Source organism: Achromobacter sp. KK8, assembly GCF_054188005.1.
In genome coordinates this window covers 881,846-898,249 of sequence record NZ_CM135178.1, presented here as the reverse complement: position 1 = coordinate 898,249, position 16,404 = coordinate 881,846, and the positions used below count along the sequence as shown (strand labels likewise).

Here is a 16,404-nt window from a genome sequence, read left to right as displayed (position 1 = left end):
GCGGTCTCCGTGGGTCAGGGGATGTGCAGGGGGGCGGGTTCGCCGCGCGCCGCGAGGACTTCGTCGACGGCGGCCCGGACGCGGGCCGCGTCGTCCACCGCTTCGATCAGCAGCAGCGACAGCCGCGCCAGGCTGTCGCGCTGGTCGGCGGCGTCGCACTGGTCGGTCAGCGCGATCAGGCGTTCGAGCAGGTCGTCAAGCTGTTGCTGGGATTGCGGCATGGCGCGCGTCTCCGTTTGCGTGGGGGAGGCCGGCGGCCTCGGGTTGGGAATCGATGCCATCGGCGCCAGCCGGTCGCAGCGCGTCGCTGACCCAGGCCGCGAGCGTGGCGGGCGCCAGGGCCTGCGGCCCGCCCGCGGCCATGACGTGCTGGTCCGGCCGCAGCAGCCAGGCGCTGCCGTCCATCGATTGGCCGAGCTGGTGCGCCAGGGCGTCGCGCCCGCGCGCATCGCACAGCGGGCCCACCGCGACCCAGCGCAGCAGCGCATCGTCGCGCACGTCCGGCGGCAACGCGTCGGCGAATACCAGCACGGTGAACCAGGGCCCGAGCAGCGCGTGCAGGGACAGGCCGTCGTCCTGCCGCAGCAGCACGTTGGGCAGGGCGCGGCCGGCGTGGGCGTGGTCGCCGCGCACCCAGGCCGATGCGGGATAGACCGCCGGCATGCAGAGCCGGCCGGTGTTGATCATGCGCGCCGCCAGCGCGTGGCGCGGCGCCAGCGCGATGATGGCGTCGCGCCACAGCGCGGCCGAGCGGGCGGCGCCGGGATAGACGAAACGCGAAGAGCGGCGGGCCTGGCGGATGTTCTCCATGGCGGCGTGCTTGCGCTCGGCGTCGTAGCTGTCGAGCAGCCCGGCGTCGGCGCGGCCCTGCAGCAGCAGCGCCAGTTTCCAGCCCAGGTTGTCGGCGTCCTGGATGCCGCCATTGCCGCCGCGCGCGCCGAACGGCGCCACCAGGTGGGCCGAGTCGCCGGCGAACAGTACCCGCCCGTGGCGCAGGCGGTCTAGGCATTCATGGCGGTAGGCCCAGACGCCGTGCCAGGCGATGTCGAAATCGACCCGTTCGCCCAGCAGGTCCCAGACGCGCTGGCGCATGGCGGCCTCGGTGGCGGCGGCTTCGGGGTCTTCGTCCGGGCGCAACTGGAAGTCCAGGCGCCAGGTGTCGTCGGCCATCTTGTGGCGCCAGACCGCGCGGCCGTGATTGCTGCGGGCGTCGAGCCAGGTCCAGCGTTCCTCGGGCCAGGCGGTGCCGCGCAGCACGATGTCGATGATGATCCAGCGGTCCTCGGTGCGGTCGTAGACTCGCGGACGCAGGCCCAGCAGGCCGCGCACCGCGCTGTTGGCGCCGTCGCAGGCCACCACCCATTGGGCGCGGGTGGCGTAGGCGCCGTCCGGCGTGCGCACGCGCAGCGTGGCCGGGCCGTCGGCACAGGGCTCGATGCCGACCACCTGGTTGAGCCAGCGCAGGTCGGCCAGCGGTTCGCGCCGCAGCGCCTCGACCAGGAAGGCTTCCAGGTAATACTGCTGCAGGTTGACGAAGCCGTTGTGGCGCATGTCGGGCTGGTCCTGCAGCGTGAACGAGGCCACCGCCATGTCGCGGCACAGCACGCGGCCGACGTTCCAGCGCACGCCCTTGTCGACCACGGCGCCGGCCATGCCGAGGCGGTCGAAGATGTCCAGCGTGCGTTGCGCCCAGACCATGCCGCGCGAGGCCAGGCCGCGCACGCCGACGGTATTGTCGTCGTCCAGCACCACCACGGGAATGCCGCGCCGCGCCAGATCCAGCGCCAGCGTCAGGCCGGTCAGCCCGGCGCCGACGATCGCGACGGGGTGGGGGGCAGGGCGCGGACGATCCATCTCGTCCGGCCTGAGGTAGGGGTAGAGGGGAAGCTCTGTCATCGTTTTCCCTAGTGCTCCAAGGGTTCTGCGAGGCATGTCACAGGCACCACTCTAGGAGCGCGGGCGGAGCGCGTCATGTCCTCACGAGAGAGGACACCGGGATCGCCGGGAAGCCCTTAGAATCGGGAAAAACACGCCCGAACGGGGGACGACAACCATGGATGAGACAAGCAAACCCTTGGCCGTGGACGGGGGGACGGACCAGTGGGCGGCGTCCGCCGTCATGGACCTGGGTGGACCGATGTTCCACGCGGCGCTGTTGATGGCGCTGCGCGAAACCGTGGCCGCCGACCACGTGTCGCACGTCTTCTACGGGCACGACGGCTCGGTGCAGTATTCGTCGGCCGCCAGCCTGTTGAACCAGTCGCTGATCGAGTGGACCACCACGGTCTATGTCGACGACCAGTTCTACCGCCGCGATCCCAACTACGCGCTGCTGCGCGACCTGGCCTGTCGACCCGAGCATCATCCGGACCTGATCATCCAGGCCGCGGCGCCCGAGCGCATCCTGGATGCCGAGTACCGGGAACTGCTGTTCGAGCGGCCCGGCTTCGCCAGCAAGATCTCGCTGATCGGCGCGCGCAGCGAAGGCGCCAGCTACATCAACCTGTATTTTTCGCGCTCGCATCCGCCGGGTGTGACCGACGTGATGCGCGGACGCGCCCCGCTGCTGATTGCGCTGGCGCGGCGCCATCACCAGCTGTGCCGGCGCGAGGCCGCGCCCGCGCCGATCTGGTCGGATGGCCTGTCCGAACGCGAGGTCCAGGTGGCGGACCTGCTGCGCCAGGGGCGCACCGCCAAGGAAGTGGGCCGCGAACTGGGCCTGTCGCCGACCACGGTGGTGACCTACAAGAACCGCATCTTCAAGAAGAGCAACGTGGCCAGCCTGAAGGAATTCCTGATCAAGGCGCCGGCCGGCTGCGGAGCGCGCTCCAACGCCTGATCCCTGCTGGCGGACGGCAGGCGCGCGCTTTCACCGTTTTTCACAAAACCCACACAAAAACCGGCGGAACGGGCGCCGGCTCATTCCCTATGATCCGAGGCACCGCGCGCCGGCCGCGGCGCCCGGGCGTCGTGCCGGCCGCGCCATGTCGCGCCGGCTCCTTCTCTTGCCGCTGTCTCTCCGCTCGCTCCGCGGCGCAGGCGTACCCGCCGCGCCGGGCCGGGCCGTGGGCCGCCGGTCCCAAGGCTATTGATGCTTAAATTCCTCGTTCGCGTCGTCATCGTGGTCCTGGTCAGTCTCGGACTGGCCTATCTGTTCGTGGACAAGGGACTGGGGACGCTGCTCAAGCCGATGGTGCAAGAGGTCGCCTTCCAGTCGCTGCGCGGGCAGTTCCACGAGTTGCATGAGCGGCTGGACGCGGTGCCGCCGGCGCAGCGCGACAGCCTGCTGCGCGAGCAGGTGCAGCCGCATTACGGCATCGCGCTGCGAGTGCTGCCCGCGGAGCAGGTCCACCTGACCGAGGACGAGCGCGAGCAACGGCAGGTCTTTGGCGTCGTGATGCGGGATGACTTCGATACGCACCTGGTGCCGTTGCCGGGCGAGCCCGCGCAATGGCTGGAATTGCGGCTGCCCAACGTGTTCGACACCGTGGTCGCCTTGTCCGTGTGGCTCTGCCTGGGCGTGGTGGTGGCGGTCGGCCTGCTGGGGCTATGGGCATTGCCCATGTGGCGCGACATGGATGCGCTGCGCAATGCCGCGCTGCGCATGGGCCAGGGGGAACTGAGCCAGCGCGTGAGGTTGTCGCGCATCGCCGGCATCCGCCATGTCGGCGAGAGCTTCAACCAGATGGCCGAGCGTATCGCCGCCTTGATCGAGAACCAGCGCAGCCTGACGAACGCGGTATCGCACGAACTGCGCACGCCGCTGGCGCGGCTCTCGTTCGAGGTGGACATGCTGGGCCGTGGCGGCCTGCCGCCGACGCATCAACACGTGTTGCGCGACATGCGCGCGGACATCTCCGAACTGGAAAGCATGGTGGCGGAACTGCTGGTGTACGCGCGGCTGGAACGCCCCACCGAAGAGACCGTGCGGCTGGAAACGGTCGACACGCGCGATTGGCTGGGCGAGGCGCTGGCCCAGGTCGCGCACCAGGCGCAGGCGCGCAACGTGGAGTGCCGGGTGGCCGATGGCCATCCACCGCACGTCTGCCTGCATCCGCGCTACATGAGCCGGGCCTTGCTGAACCTGGTGCAGAACGCCGTGCGCTACGCCCACGGCCGCATCGACATCGCGCTGACGCACAGTCCGACAGGGCATTTCGAACTGATCGTCGACGACGACGGGCCGGGCATCCCGGTGGCCGACCGCGAGCGGATCTTCGAGCCTTTCATCCGGCTCGATGAGAGCCGCGACCGCGGCACGGGCGGGGCGGGGCTGGGCCTGGCGATCGTGCAGCGTGTCGCGGCCGGCCACCACGGCAGCATCTGCGTGGCGGACAGTCCGCTGGGCGGCGCGCGTTTCGTGTTGCGCTGGGCGGCGGCATCGGCGGCATAGCGTTCAGCTTGCCGCCAGGGCATCCGGGTCAACCCGGAGACGGCGGCCGCCGCGCCCGGCCTGTCGCGCGCCGGCTTGCATTTTGTGGCACATGGCGCGTGGAAATGGTGTTTGATACAGGGGTTTGTTTTCCCCTCCCTGATAACTCATAACGAGAACACCATGAGACATTTCCTGCCCGCGCTGGGCGCCGCCCTCGTTTTGTCCCTTGGCGCCCAGGCCGCCTGGGGCCAGCAGGCATCCGCCGCCAAGCCGCCGCGCGATCCCTTCTTCTGGCTCGGCGAGATCAACAAGGCCACGGCCGTGATCAATACCGAGCAGGGCCTGCTCGACAAGTCCATGGCGCCGCGGCTGGCGGCGGGCGTGGCCAAGGTGATCAATGACGGCAACCAGCCCGGCGCCAAGCGGCCGGCCAGCGTCATCACCTTCGAGCCGTTGCTGATCAAGGCGGCGGGCGAGGACGTGACGCTGCTGCACGCCGGCCGCTCCAGCCAGGACATGCACGCCACCTATCGCAGCGCCATCCTGCGCGACAAGCTGCTGGATCTGGCGGACCAGCTCAATGCCACGTCGACCACGCTGGTGGAGCTGGCCGCCAAGCACAGCGCCACCATCGTGCCCAACTACACCAATGGCGTGGCGGCCCAGCCGAACAGCTACGGCCACTACCTGCTGGGGCAGGCCGCCGGCCTGGCGCGCGACGCCCAGCGCATCCGCGAAGCCTACGCGCGCATCGACCGTTCGCCCATGGGCACCACCGTGCTCAACGGCACCAGCTGGCCGCTGGACCGCAAGCGCATGGCGCAGTACCTGGGCTTCACGGCGCTGGTGGACAACGCCTACGATGCCTCGCAGATCTCGTCGATGGACCAGCCGGTGGAAGTGGCGTCCATCGTCACCAGCATCGCGCTGCGCACCGGCAACTTCGTCGAGGACGTGATGACGCAGTACGCCCAGTCGCGCCCGTGGATCCTGCTGGAAGAGGGCGGCGGCAACACCTATGTGTCCAGCGCCATGCCGCAAAAGCGCAATCCCGGTTTGCTCAACGACACGCGCAGCGACGCGTCGACCGCGGTGACGCTGGCGATGGGGCCGGTGATCCAGACGCACAACATCACGCCCGGCATGAGCGACCCCAAGGACGTCAAGCAGAACTCGGCGATGGTCGATGCCGGCATCGCGGCGCTCAAGCGTTGGGACCGCGTGCTCAAGGCCATGGTGATCAGCCCCGATCGCGCGCTGGAGGAACTGAACAGCGACTGGACCGCCTCGCAGGAACTGGCCGACGTGCTGATGCGCAAGTACAAGCTGCCGTTCCGTGACGGGCACCACTTCGCTTCCGAGGTGGTGAGTTACGCCAAGACCAACAACATCAAGCCGCTGGATTTCCCGTACGACCAGGCGCGCCGCATCTACGCCGAGGCGATGAAGGGGTCGAAGTATCCGAGCGAGCTGCCGATGAGCGAGGCCGAGTTCCGGTCGACGCTGGACCCGGTCGCCATCGTCAAGAACCGCGCCACCAGCGGCGGGCCGCAGCCGGCGGAAATGGAACGCATGGTCAAGGAGGCGCGCGAACAGCTGGCCTCGCAGGACAGGTGGATCAAGGAACGCCGGGCGCACATCGCCGATTCCCTGGCCAGCCTGGACAAGGACTTCGACGCGCTGGTGGCCAGCGCGCCGAAGGACAAGGGCCGGTAAGCGTCGCGGGCGTGGCATGTGCGGCTCCGTCGATCAGGGCATGGGCTGCGGCCGAGAATACCGCGGCCCATGCCAGGATGCCGGAGTCAGAACCGGTGCGTCAGGGTGACCAGGGTGGTGCGGCCTTCGCCGTAGTAGACCGAGTTGTAGAAGCCCATGGCGCGGTAGTAGCGCTTGTCCGCGAGATTGCGAACGTTCAGCTGCAGCTGGGTCTGCCTGCCGAGATCGTACTGGGCCATCAGGTCGAACAGCGCGTAGGGCTGTTGCTCCACGGCGGCGGATTGTTCGCCGTAATAGCCCACGGCGCGCGTGCGGCTCTGCCAGCGCATGCCGCCGCCGATGACCAGATCGCGCAGCGCGCCGGGCAGGCGGTACGTGGTGCTGGCCTTGAGCATCTGTTCGGGCTGCGTGGTCTGGACCTTCCTGCCGGCGTTGTCCTTGGATACCCGGTAGGTGTAACCCAGGAACAGGTTCCAGCCGGGCGATACCTCGCCGGCCAGTTCCAATTCGAATCCGCGGGTGCGCGTGCCGTCCAGCATCTCGTACCAGGACTCATTGCGGGCGGCGTCGAAGCCGGCGTATTCGGCCACGTCCTTCTGGTTGGTCTGGAACACGGCGAACGAGCCATTCAGGCGGCCCTCCAGATACGAAGCCTTGATGCCGGCTTCGTAATTGTGGCCATACGCCGGACCGGTCATGTTCCAGTCCCGCGTCTTGTACATCTGCGGCTGGAAGATGTTGGTGTAGCTCACATAGGCCGTGTAGGTATCGTCGAGGTCGTAGGTGACGCCCAGGTAGGGCGTTATCTCGGAGTAGCGCTGCGATTGCGACAGCGTGATGGGGGCGGAATCGGGCGACCACTGGTTCCAGCGGTATTCATCGGCTTCCCAGCGCGTCCAGCGCGCGCCGGTCAGCAGGTGCAGGCGACTGCCGAGATTGAAGCGGGCGGTGCCGAAGATGCCGGTCTGGGTGGTGCGCAATTGCTGGTCGGATACCGCCAGGTCCCAGACCGGTTCGGGCCAGTCGCCATGCCAGTCATGGATGTTGGGGACCGGGTAGGTGGCCTGGTCTGAAGAGTTCCAGCCCTTGGTCCGGCTGCGCGTCCTGGAATGCGAAAAGCCCAGGTTGAATTCGTGCGTCGCGCCGAGCAGGCCGAAGTCGCCGGTCAACGATCCGCCATAGACGTCCTGCTTGCTGCGGCCACGGTATTTGCGCAGCGTCGGCGTGCCCGAGAGGTAGCCGGTGTCCGCGTCCACCGGGAAGTCGGCCGCGAAAAGCAGCGACGCGTCGAAGTCGTTGTCCAGTCGCGAGTACGACAGCCGGCCGTTCCAGCCGTTGGCGAAGCCGTGCTCCAGCTGGGCGAAGTACTCGGTCGAGTCGGTGTCCCAGGTGGTCCATTTGGCGCCGACCGTCTGGCCCTTCTTCCAGTCGACCTGATCGCCGTTGGTGTCGAAGATCGGCAGGCCGCCCCACATCACGCCCTTGGGACGCGAGCGCTGCGTCGAGGCGCCGGCGCTGAGGGTGGTGGCCGGCGCGAGATCCGCCTCGACGATGCCATAGGCCACGTCGCGCTTCTTGCTGTAGAAATCCAGTGTGTCGCCGCGTCTTTCCTTGGCTCCGACGATGCGCGCGCGGATCGCGCCGGACGCGGTCAGGGGCGACGACAGGTCGATTTCACCGCGATAGGTGTCGTAGCTGCCGCCCATGGCTCGCAGGCTGCCCTGGAATTCGCGCGTGGGCCGCTTGCGGATGAAGTTCACTGAACCGCCCGGGTTGCCGGTGCCGCTCATCAGTCCGGTGGCGCCGCGGATGATCTCGACGTGGTCGTAGATGACGGGGTCCAGATTGCCTTCGCCGAACTGGTAGGTGCCGTCCAGCGGCTTGACTACGCCGTCGAACTGCATGGTGTCCATCTGGAAACCGCGCGAGTAGTAGCTTAGCCGGTCTGTCTCGCTTTGCTGGACGTTCATGCCGGTGGCGTTCTCCATCACGTCCCGCACGCTGCCCATGGCCTGATCGTCGAGCTGCTGGCGCGTGACGATACTGGTCGATTGGGGCGTGTCGCGCTGCGCCAGCACCAGGCCGTTGGCCGAGCGCATCCAGTCGGCGGTGTAGGCGCCGGTGCCTTCGGTGGTGGCGCCCGCGCCCAGTACGGTGACAGCGGCGAGTTGGCTGATGCCCTCGGCGGCGGCCGCCTCCAACGCGTAGCTGTCGTCGGGCAGGCGCCGCACGCGCAGGGCGGTGCCGGACAGCAGGCGGGCGAAGCCTTCCTCGACGGCGTAGCTGCCGCTCAGGCCGGGCGTCGACAGGCCGTCGGTCTGGGCGGGACGGAACGACAGCAGTACCCGCATGCGCTGGGCATAGGCGGCCAAGGCCGGTCCCAGCGGACCGGCCGGGATGTCGACGGCGCGGCTGTCGGCCTGGAGGGCGGGTTGGGCCAGGGCGGCGGCCGGGCAGAGCATGGTTCCAGCCAGGGCGGAAAGCAGGGCGAGCGCCAGGCCGGCCAGGCGTGGACCGTCTTGTCGAGGGGCGAGGGGGCGCCGTGTGGGAGCGTGCATGTCGATGGATTTCCGGTGAAGAGAAATGAGGCTTCACCTGTATGCCAATCGAGATCGGAAAAGTGACAATCCCGTCGGTGTCAGCGCGCCCTCACCGTGACCCAATAGCGGGTGAGGCGGTCGGCGCGAACCGGCAGCACGCGTTCAATCGCGGCCAGCGCGCGGTCGGTATCGTCCACCGGATAGGCGCCGGAGATGCGCAGGGACCCGACCGCCGGGTCGCAGGCCAGGCGGCCGGGCCGATAGCGCGCCAGCGCCGCCACCAACGCGTCCAGCCGCATGCCGTTCGCATACAGCATGCCGTCGACCCATCCCTGTTGCTGTGGCGGGAAGGCCGTGGGCGCTGTCGCCGAACCGGCGTCGAAAGTGGCTGCCATGCCCGCCGGCACGACGACCGAGGCATGGGTCGCGAGGCGTGGTTCCAGGCGCACCGCGCCCTGTTCGACCGCGACCTGGGCGTGATCGCCCATCAGGTTGACGTCGAACCGGGTGCCAAGCGCGGTGGCGCGGCCGACGGGCGTGCTGACAAGGAAGGGCCGGGCAGGACGCAGCGGATCCGGGCGCGTCTCGATGTGGATTTCGCCACGCCGCAGGATCAGTTCGCGCTTTGCGCCGTCGAATGCCAGGTCCACGGCGCTGTCGGTGTTCATGGTGAGGATGCTGCCATCGGCCAGCTCCAGCCGCCGCCGTTCGCCGGTGGCGGTGCGCACGTCGGCGCCCCAGGCATCCCACGGCAGCTCCTGGGCGGCCAGGGCCCCGCCGCCCGCCACGAATGCCAGCGACAAGGTCTTGAGCAGCTTGCGCCGGCCAGCTGAGCGTGGCCTGTCCAGGGCCGTCAGGCCGGCGCGCGGTTCGATGTGGCCGAATTCCCGCCCCAGGGCTTCGACCCGTTCCCAGGCCTGTTGGTGCAGGGGATCGGACCGCAGCCATTCCTGCCATTGCCGCCGATCGTCCGCGCCGGCGTCTTCCGCGCCCAGGCGCACGAACCAGACGCTGGCGGCCTGGAGGACGGCATCGGGCAGGCCGGCGGCCGCGCGACGGTTCAGCACGACGCCAGGCAATGGCGCATGGCGAGCGCCAGGTATTGCCGCACGGAGCTGACCGATACCTGCAGGCGTTCGGCGATCTCGCCGTGCTTCAGGCCTTCGAGTTGCAGCAGCAGGAACGCGCGCCGCGCCTTGGGCGGGAGGCCATCGAGCAGCCGATCGATTCGTACCAGCGCTTCCAGCGCCAGCGCCCGGCGTTCAGGCGAGGGCCAGGAGGTTTCCTCGCGGGCCGCGAGGCAATCGAGATAGGCGCGCTCGATGTCGCGCCGACGGAACAGATTGACCAGCAAGCCATGCGCGATGGTGACGAGGTAGGCGCGCGGCTCGCGCAAGTCGCGCGCGTCTTCGTTGCGCAACAGCACCTTCATGTAGGTGTCGTGGGTCAGGTCGGCGGCGTCGTAGGGGCAGCCGGTCTTGCGGCGCAGCCAGTCGCGCAGCCACGACTGGTGCTGCGCGTAGAGATCCTCGAAAGACGCATGGGGACTGCTTTGGGTCATGGCCGGGCAGGGGCGGGTAGATCAGACGTTAATAGTAACCATTATCAACATCGATATCCAAGCGCCCGGCATCGGCTGAAATGGCGCGCCACCGCCGGGGGCTTGCCCGGGCGGCGGCGCGGCCCCGGCCTCAGAACCCGGTGGGCGGCACGTGCACCCGGCCTTCCATCAGCACGCGCGCGCTGCGGCTCATGATGGCCTTGGTGACCGTCCATTCGCCGTCGATCAGCTGGGCCTGGGCGCCGACGCGCAGCGTGCCCGAGGGGTGGCCGAAGTTGACCTGGTCGCGCTGGCCGCCGCCGGCCGCCAGGTTGACCAGCGTGCCGGGCACGGCCGCGGCGGTGGCGATGGCGACCGAAGCGGTGCCCATCATGGCGTGGTGCAGCTTGCCCATGGACAGGGCGCGCACCAGCACGTCGATGTCGCCGGCGCCGATCTGCTTGCCGCTGGAGGACGTGTAGGCCTTGGGACGGGCCACGAAGGCCACCTTGGGCGTGTGCTGGCGCGCGGCGGCTTCTTCCAGTTTCTGGATCAGGCCCATGCGCAGCGCGCCGTGGGCGCGGATGGTCTCGAAGCGCGCCAGCGCGGCGGCGTCGCCGTTGATGTCGTCCTGCAACTCGGTGCCGGTGTAGCCCAGCGCCTCGGCGTCCAGGAAGATGGTGGGGATGCCGGAGTTGATCATGGTGGCCTTGAAGGTGCCGATGCCGGGCACTTCCAGGTCGTCCACCAGGTTGCCGGTGGGGAACATCGAGCCGCCGTCGCCTTCCTCGGCCGGGTTCATGAATTCCAGTTGCAGCTCGGCGGCCGGGAAGGTCACGCCGTCCAGCTCGAAGTCGCCGGTCTCCTGTACCGCGCCGTCGGTGATGGGCACGTGGGCGATGATGGTCTTCTGGATGTTGGCCTGCCAGATGCGCACCACGGCGATGCCGTTGCGCGGGATGCGGTCCGGGTCCACCAGGCCGTTGCTGATGGCGAAGGGGCCGACGGCGGCCGACAGGTTGCCGCAGTTGCCGCTCCAGTCGACGAAGGCCTGGTCGATCGAGACCTGGCCGAACAGGTAGTCGACGTCATGTTCGGGGCGGCTGCTCTTGCCGATGATGACGGTCTTGCTGGTGCTGGAGGTGGCCGCGCCCATGCCGTCGATCTGCTTGCCGTAGGGGTCGGGGCTGCCGATCACGCGCATCAGCAGCGCGTCGCGGGCCGGGCCCGGCACGCGGGCGGATTCAGGCAGGTCGTCGAGCTTGAAGAACACGCCTTTGCTGGTGCCGCCGCGCATGTAGGTGGCGGGAATCTTGATCTGGGGGGCATGGGCCATGGGGCAGTCCTGATGTCTTGGGTGGGAAAGGCGGGCGCCGCGGCGCCCGCCATGCGGTGGGGTGTCAGCTGGCCTTCTTGGCCGAACCGGCGGCCGATTCGGCTTCCAGGAAGTCCTGCGCGAAGCGTTGCAGCACGCCGCCGGCCTCGTAGATCGACACTTCTTCCGCGGTGTCCAGGCGACAGGTCATCGGCACTTCCAGGGTCTCGCCGTTGCGGCGGTGGATCACCAGCGTCAGGTCGGCGCGCGGCTTGCGCTCGCCCACCACGTCGTAGGTCTCGGTGCCGTCCAGGGCCAGCGTCTTGCGGTTCACGCCGGGCTTGAATTCCAGCGGCAGCACGCCCATGCCGATCAGGTTGGTGCGGTGGATGCGCTCGAAACCTTCGGCGGCAATGGCCTCGACGCCGGCCAGGCGCACGCCCTTGGCGGCCCAGTCGCGCGACGAGCCCTGGCCGTAGTCGGCGCCGGCCACGATGATCAGCGGCTGCTTGCGGTCCATGTAGGTCTCGATGGCTTCCCACATGCGCATCTCCTTGCCTTCCGGTTCGACGCGGGCCAGCGAGCCCTGCTTGACCGTGCCGTCGGCGTTCCTGACCATCTCGTTGAACAGCTTGGGATTGGCGAAGGTGGCGCGCTGCGCGGTCAGGTGGTCGCCGCGGTGGGTGGCGTAGGAGTTGAAGTCCTCTTCCGGCAGGCCCATCTTGTGCAGGTATTCGCCGGCGGCGCTGTCCATCAGGATGGCGTTGGACGGCGACAGGTGGTCGGTGGTGATGTTGTCGCCCAGCACGGCCAGCGGCCGCATGCCGCGCAGCGTGCGCTCGCCGGCCAGCGCGCCTTCCCAGTACGGCGGGCGGCGGATGTAGGTGCTCTGCGGGCGCCAGGCGTACAGCGGCTCGACCGCGGCGTCGCGCTCGTTGCGCAGGCCGAACATGGGCGCGTAGACCTTGCGGAACTGTTCCGGCTTGACGGCGGCCTTGACCATGGCGTCGATCTCTTCGTCGCTCGGCCAGATGTCCTTCAGGCGGATCTCGCGGCCGCTGGCGTCGGTGCCAAGCACGTCGCGCTCGATGTCGAAGCGGATGGTGCCGGCGATGGCATAGGCCACCACCAGCGGCGGCGAGGCCAGGAAGGCCTGCTTGGCGTAGGGGTGGATGCGGCCGTCGAAATTGCGGTTGCCGGACAGCACGGCGGTGGCGTACAGATCGCGGTCGATGATCTCCTGCTGGATCACGGGGTCGAGCGCGCCCGACATGCCGTTGCACGTGGTACAGGCAAATGCCACGACGCCGAAGCCGAGCTTTTCCAGGTCCGCGGTCAGGCCGGCTTCGTCCAGGTACAGGGCCACGGCCTTGGAGCCGGGCGCCAGCGAACTCTTGACCCACGGCTTGCGCGTCAGGCCGGCGCGGTTGGCGTTGCGCGCCAGCAGGCCGGCGGCGATGACGTTGCGCGGGTTGCTGGTGTTGGTGCAGCTGGTGATGGCGGCGATGATGACGGCGCCGTCGGGCATCAGGCCGGGCTGGTTCTCGACCGTGCCGGCGATACCGCGCTCGGCCAGGTCGGCCACCGGCAGGCGGCGGTGCGGATTGGACGGGCCGGCCAGGGTGCGCACCACGGTCGACAGGTCAAAGCGCAGCACGCGCTCGTATTCGGCGGTCTTGAGGCTGTCGGCCCACAGACCGGCGGTTTTGGCGTAGTTTTCCACCAGCGCAATCTGCTCGTCCTCGCGGCCGGTCAGGCGCAGGTAGTCGATGGTCTGTTGATCGATGGCGAACATCGCGGCGGTGGCGCCGTACTCGGGCGCCATGTTGGAGATGGTGGCGCGGTCGCCCAGCGTCAGGCTGGCGGCGCCTTCGCCGTGGAACTCCAGGTAGGCGCCCACGACTTTTTCCTTGCGCAGGAATTCGGTCAGCGTCAGCACCACGTCGGTGGCGGTGATGCCGGGGCCGGCGCGGCCGGTCAGTTCGACGCCGACGATGTCGGGCAGGCGCATCCACGAGGCGCGGCCCAGCATCACGTTCTCGGCTTCCAGGCCGCCCACGCCGATGGCGATCACGCCCAGCGCGTCCACGTGCGGGGTGTGGCTGTCGGTGCCGACCAGCGTGTCGGGGAAGGCCACGCCGTCCTGCGTGTAGATCACCGGCGACATCCGCTCCAGGTTGATCTGGTGCATGATGCCGTTGCCCGGGGGCACCACTTCGATGTTGCGGAAGGCCTGCTTGGTCCAGTCGATGAAGTGGAAGCGGTCTTCGTTGCGGCGGTCTTCCACCGCGCGGTTCTTGGCGAAGGCGTCGGGATCGTTGCCGCCGTATTCCACCGCCAGCGAGTGGTCGACGATCAGCTGCACCGGCACCACGGGGTTGACCTTGGCGGGGTCGCCGCCCTTGTCGGCGATGGCGTCGCGCAGGCCGGCCAGGTCGACCAGCGCGGTCTGGCCGAGGATGTCATGACAGACCACGCGCGCCGGATACCACGGAAAGTCCAGGTCGCGGCGGCGTTCGATCAACTGCTTCAGCGCGTCGGTCAGCAGCACCGGATCGCAGCGGCGCACCAGGTTCTCCGCGTGCACGCGCGAGGTATAGGGCAGGCGGTCGTAGGCGCCGGGGGCGATGGCGTCCACGGCGGCGCGCGCGTCGAAATAGTCCAGGCGGGTGCCTTGCAGGGGCTTGCGATAGGATTTGTTCATGCCTCGGTGCGCTTCAGGTTGCCCTGAGCGATCTGTTTTTCAATGTTGAGACGGGATGCGCGGATGTGGCGGCGCATCAGGAGTTCAGCCAGTTCGCCATCGCGGTCGGCGATGGCGTCCAGAATGCGGTGATGCTCGGCATACGACTGCCGCGGGCGGTTGGGGGTGGTCGAGTACTGGATACGGTACATCCGCGCCAGCTGGTAGAGCTCGTCGCACAGCATGCGGAACAGCATCTGGTTGCCGCTGCCTTTGACGATACGGTAGTGGAAATCGTAGTCGCCTTCCTGCTGGTAGTAGCCGATGCCGGCCTGGAAGGCTTCGTCTTTTTCGTGGGCGTGCAGCACCTGGCGCACTTCCTCGACTTCCGCCGGCGCCATGCGTTCGGCCGCCAGGCGGCAGGCCATGCCTTCGAGCGATTCGCGGATTTCGTAGAGTTCGGCCAGTTCCTGCGGGCTGAGCGAGACCACGCGGGCGCCGGCGTGCGGCACGCGCACCAGCAATCGCTGGCCCTCGAGCCGGTGCAGCGCCTCGCGCAGCGGGCCGCGGCTGACGCCGTGGATGCGCGCCAGTTCCGGTTCGGAAATCTTGCTGCCCGGGGCGATCTCGCCCTTGACGATGGCGGACTGGATCTTGCGGAAAATCTGTTCCGCCAGGGTCTCGCTGTCGTCGTGCGCGGAGCTCGGCAGCGTCAGCACTTTGCTCATTGTGTCAACAATCGGATGGTTTTTTGGGTGAAAACCCGATAAACAACGCCGTATGGCGATTGATTGTCAACAATTTACCCTTGGTCCGAGATGGGCGCAAGCGTCCTTGGCGCGACTGGCGTGACAACTGTAATGTTATTACATATCATTCAGTATCGCCGGCGGCCCTCGATGGCCATCGCCCCTCGTTCCATCCCCTTGCCGGAGCCTTCCGCATGAAAGTCCTTTCCTCTCTCAAAGACGCCAAGACCCGCCATCGCGACTGCCAGGTGGTCAAGCGCCGCGGGCGCATCTACGTGATCTGCAAATCCAATCCGCGCTTCAAGGCGCGCCAGGGCGGGGCCAAGCACAAGTAGCCGCGCATCGTGTCGTCGAAAGTCCTCGAAGTCGCGGTGGTCGGCGCCGGGCCGGCCGGCGTCGGCATGGCCGTGGCATTACGCCGGCATGGCGTGCGGCGGCTGGCGGTGATCGACCGCCACCAGGTGGGCGCCTCGTTCCTGTCCTGGCCGCAGGAAACGCGTTTCATCACGCCCTCGTTCTACAGCAACCCGTTCGGCCTGGCGGACTTGAATGCCATCACGGAAACCAGTTCGCCGGCGCTGTCGGCGGGCATGGAGCACCTGGACGGGCCCCGCTACGCGCAATACCTGGCCCGGGTGGCGCAGGCGCATGATCTGCCGCTGGCGCCGGGCTGCGAGGTGTCGGCGCTGACGCGCGGCGCGCGCGGCGAATTCCGGCTGCAAACTTCCAAGGGCGTGGCGCTGGCGCGCGCGGTGGTCTGGGCCACCGGCGAATACCAGTACCCCGACCTGCGGCCCTTCGCCGGCGCGGCCGACTGCGTGCACTACGCCGAGGTGGACAGCTGGTCCGCCTTCGATGCCGACGAATACCTGGTGGTCGGTGGCTACGAGAGCGGGGTGGACGCGGCGGTGAACCTGGTCGCGGGCGGTGCGCGGGTACAGCTGCTGGCGCGCAAATCGACCTGGGACCCGGCCAGTCCGCACGACCCCAGCCTGTCGCTGTCGCCCTACAGCCGCCAGCGCCTGTACCAGGCGCTGGACAGCGGCCGGCTGGAAATCGCCTTCGGCGTCAACGTGGTCGAGGCGCGGCGGCGGGACGCCGGGTTCACGGTGCGGGCGGAAGATGGGCGGACCTTCACGACCGCGCAGCCGCCCATCCTGGGCACCGGCTTTCTGCGCGGCGGCGGCGCGCAGGTGATCCGCGACGCGTTCGATTGGACGCCCGACGGTCGGCCCATCTTGACGGAACACGACGAATCGACGCTGATGCCGGGCCTGTTCCTGGCAGGGCCGCAAGTGCGCCAGGAACAGCGCATCTATTGCTTCATCTACAAGTTCCGCCAACGCTTCGACGGCGTGGCGCGCACCATCGCGCAGCATCTGGGGCTGCCGCCGCCTGAGCCGGCGGCGGGCGGCGCCTGGGGCCCGTTCGGCAACGCCGATTGCTGCGACGAGGCCTGCGAATGTTGAGCGCCAGCGCGACGGCG

General features: G+C 68.6%; 13 protein-coding genes. 5 read left to right on the top strand and 8 right to left on the bottom strand.

Annotated elements, in window-relative coordinates; genetic code table 11:
• Positions 1-14: 14 nt before the first annotated feature.
• Both ACVN9Z_RS04110 and ACVN9Z_RS04105 read right to left on the bottom strand, forming a co-directional pair.
• Positions 15-221: a hypothetical protein gene (locus ACVN9Z_RS04110; RefSeq protein ID WP_006385785.1), complete on the bottom strand. Its 207-nt coding sequence runs from the start codon at positions 219-221 to the stop codon at positions 15-17.
• Positions 196-1,896 (bottom strand): FAD-dependent oxidoreductase, encoded by a 1,701-nt coding sequence (locus ACVN9Z_RS04105; RefSeq protein ID WP_054508417.1) that lies wholly within the window; start codon positions 1,894-1,896, stop codon positions 196-198. The genes ACVN9Z_RS04110 and ACVN9Z_RS04105 overlap by 26 nt, the downstream gene beginning before the upstream one ends.
• A 157-nt stretch (positions 1,897-2,053) precedes the next feature.
• On the opposite strand from ACVN9Z_RS04105, the gene ACVN9Z_RS04100 reads away from it, so the two are divergent.
• The 3 genes from ACVN9Z_RS04100 (at position 2,054) to ACVN9Z_RS04090 (ending at position 6,091) form a co-directional block, all read left to right on the top strand.
• On the top strand, positions 2,054-2,839 hold the full coding sequence (locus ACVN9Z_RS04100; RefSeq protein WP_035182042.1) for a helix-turn-helix transcriptional regulator: 786 nt from the start codon (positions 2,054-2,056) through the stop codon (positions 2,837-2,839).
• A 252-nt stretch (positions 2,840-3,091) separates the two neighbouring features.
• Positions 3,092-4,393 (top strand): ATP-binding protein, encoded by a 1,302-nt coding sequence (locus ACVN9Z_RS04095; protein ID WP_006385788.1) that lies wholly within the window; start codon positions 3,092-3,094, stop codon positions 4,391-4,393.
• Positions 4,394-4,555: 162 nt separating this feature from the next.
• On the top strand, positions 4,556-6,091 hold the full coding sequence (locus ACVN9Z_RS04090; RefSeq protein WP_026383966.1) for an argininosuccinate lyase: 1,536 nt from the start codon (positions 4,556-4,558) through the stop codon (positions 6,089-6,091).
• Positions 6,092-6,177: 86 nt separating this feature from the next.
• Here ACVN9Z_RS04090 and ACVN9Z_RS04085 read toward each other — a convergent pair whose 3' ends face one another.
• From ACVN9Z_RS04085 to ACVN9Z_RS04060, 6 genes are all read right to left on the bottom strand, one after another.
• Positions 6,178-8,649, bottom strand: a complete 2,472-nt coding sequence (locus ACVN9Z_RS04085; protein WP_054446777.1) for a TonB-dependent siderophore receptor — start codon at positions 8,647-8,649, stop codon at positions 6,178-6,180.
• Between the two features lie 80 nt (positions 8,650-8,729).
• On the bottom strand, positions 8,730-9,698 hold the full coding sequence (locus tag ACVN9Z_RS04080; protein ID WP_020926232.1) for a FecR domain-containing protein: 969 nt from the start codon (positions 9,696-9,698) through the stop codon (positions 8,730-8,732).
• Complete coding sequence (locus tag ACVN9Z_RS04075) at positions 9,692-10,192, bottom strand: sigma-70 family RNA polymerase sigma factor (RefSeq protein WP_006385792.1); 501 nt, start codon at positions 10,190-10,192, stop codon at positions 9,692-9,694. The genes ACVN9Z_RS04080 and ACVN9Z_RS04075 overlap by 7 nt, the downstream gene beginning before the upstream one ends.
• Before the next feature lie 130 nt (positions 10,193-10,322).
• The gene (prpF, locus tag ACVN9Z_RS04070; protein WP_020926233.1) at positions 10,323-11,507 is read right to left on the bottom strand and encodes a 2-methylaconitate cis-trans isomerase PrpF; all 1,185 of its coding nucleotides are present in this window, start codon (positions 11,505-11,507) and stop codon (positions 10,323-10,325) included.
• A gap of 64 nt (positions 11,508-11,571) precedes the next feature.
• Positions 11,572-14,190 (bottom strand): Fe/S-dependent 2-methylisocitrate dehydratase AcnD, encoded by a 2,619-nt coding sequence (gene acnD / locus ACVN9Z_RS04065; RefSeq protein ID WP_006385794.1) that lies wholly within the window; start codon positions 14,188-14,190, stop codon positions 11,572-11,574.
• Entirely contained in the window at positions 14,187-14,897 is a 711-nt protein-coding gene (locus ACVN9Z_RS04060) for a GntR family transcriptional regulator (RefSeq protein ID WP_049054780.1), read from the bottom strand. Before ACVN9Z_RS04060 ends, acnD begins: the two co-directional genes overlap by 4 nt.
• A gap of 215 nt (positions 14,898-15,112) precedes the next feature.
• On the opposite strand from ACVN9Z_RS04060, the gene ykgO reads away from it, so the two are divergent.
• Together ykgO and ACVN9Z_RS04050 are read left to right on the top strand one after the other, a co-directional pair.
• Positions 15,113-15,253 (top strand): type B 50S ribosomal protein L36, encoded by a 141-nt coding sequence (gene ykgO, locus ACVN9Z_RS04055; RefSeq protein ID WP_006385796.1) that lies wholly within the window; start codon positions 15,113-15,115, stop codon positions 15,251-15,253.
• Between the two features lie 9 nt (positions 15,254-15,262).
• Entirely contained in the window at positions 15,263-16,387 is a 1,125-nt protein-coding gene (locus ACVN9Z_RS04050; RefSeq protein ID WP_223308546.1) for an NAD(P)/FAD-dependent oxidoreductase, read from the top strand.
• Positions 16,388-16,404 lie beyond the last annotated feature (17 nt).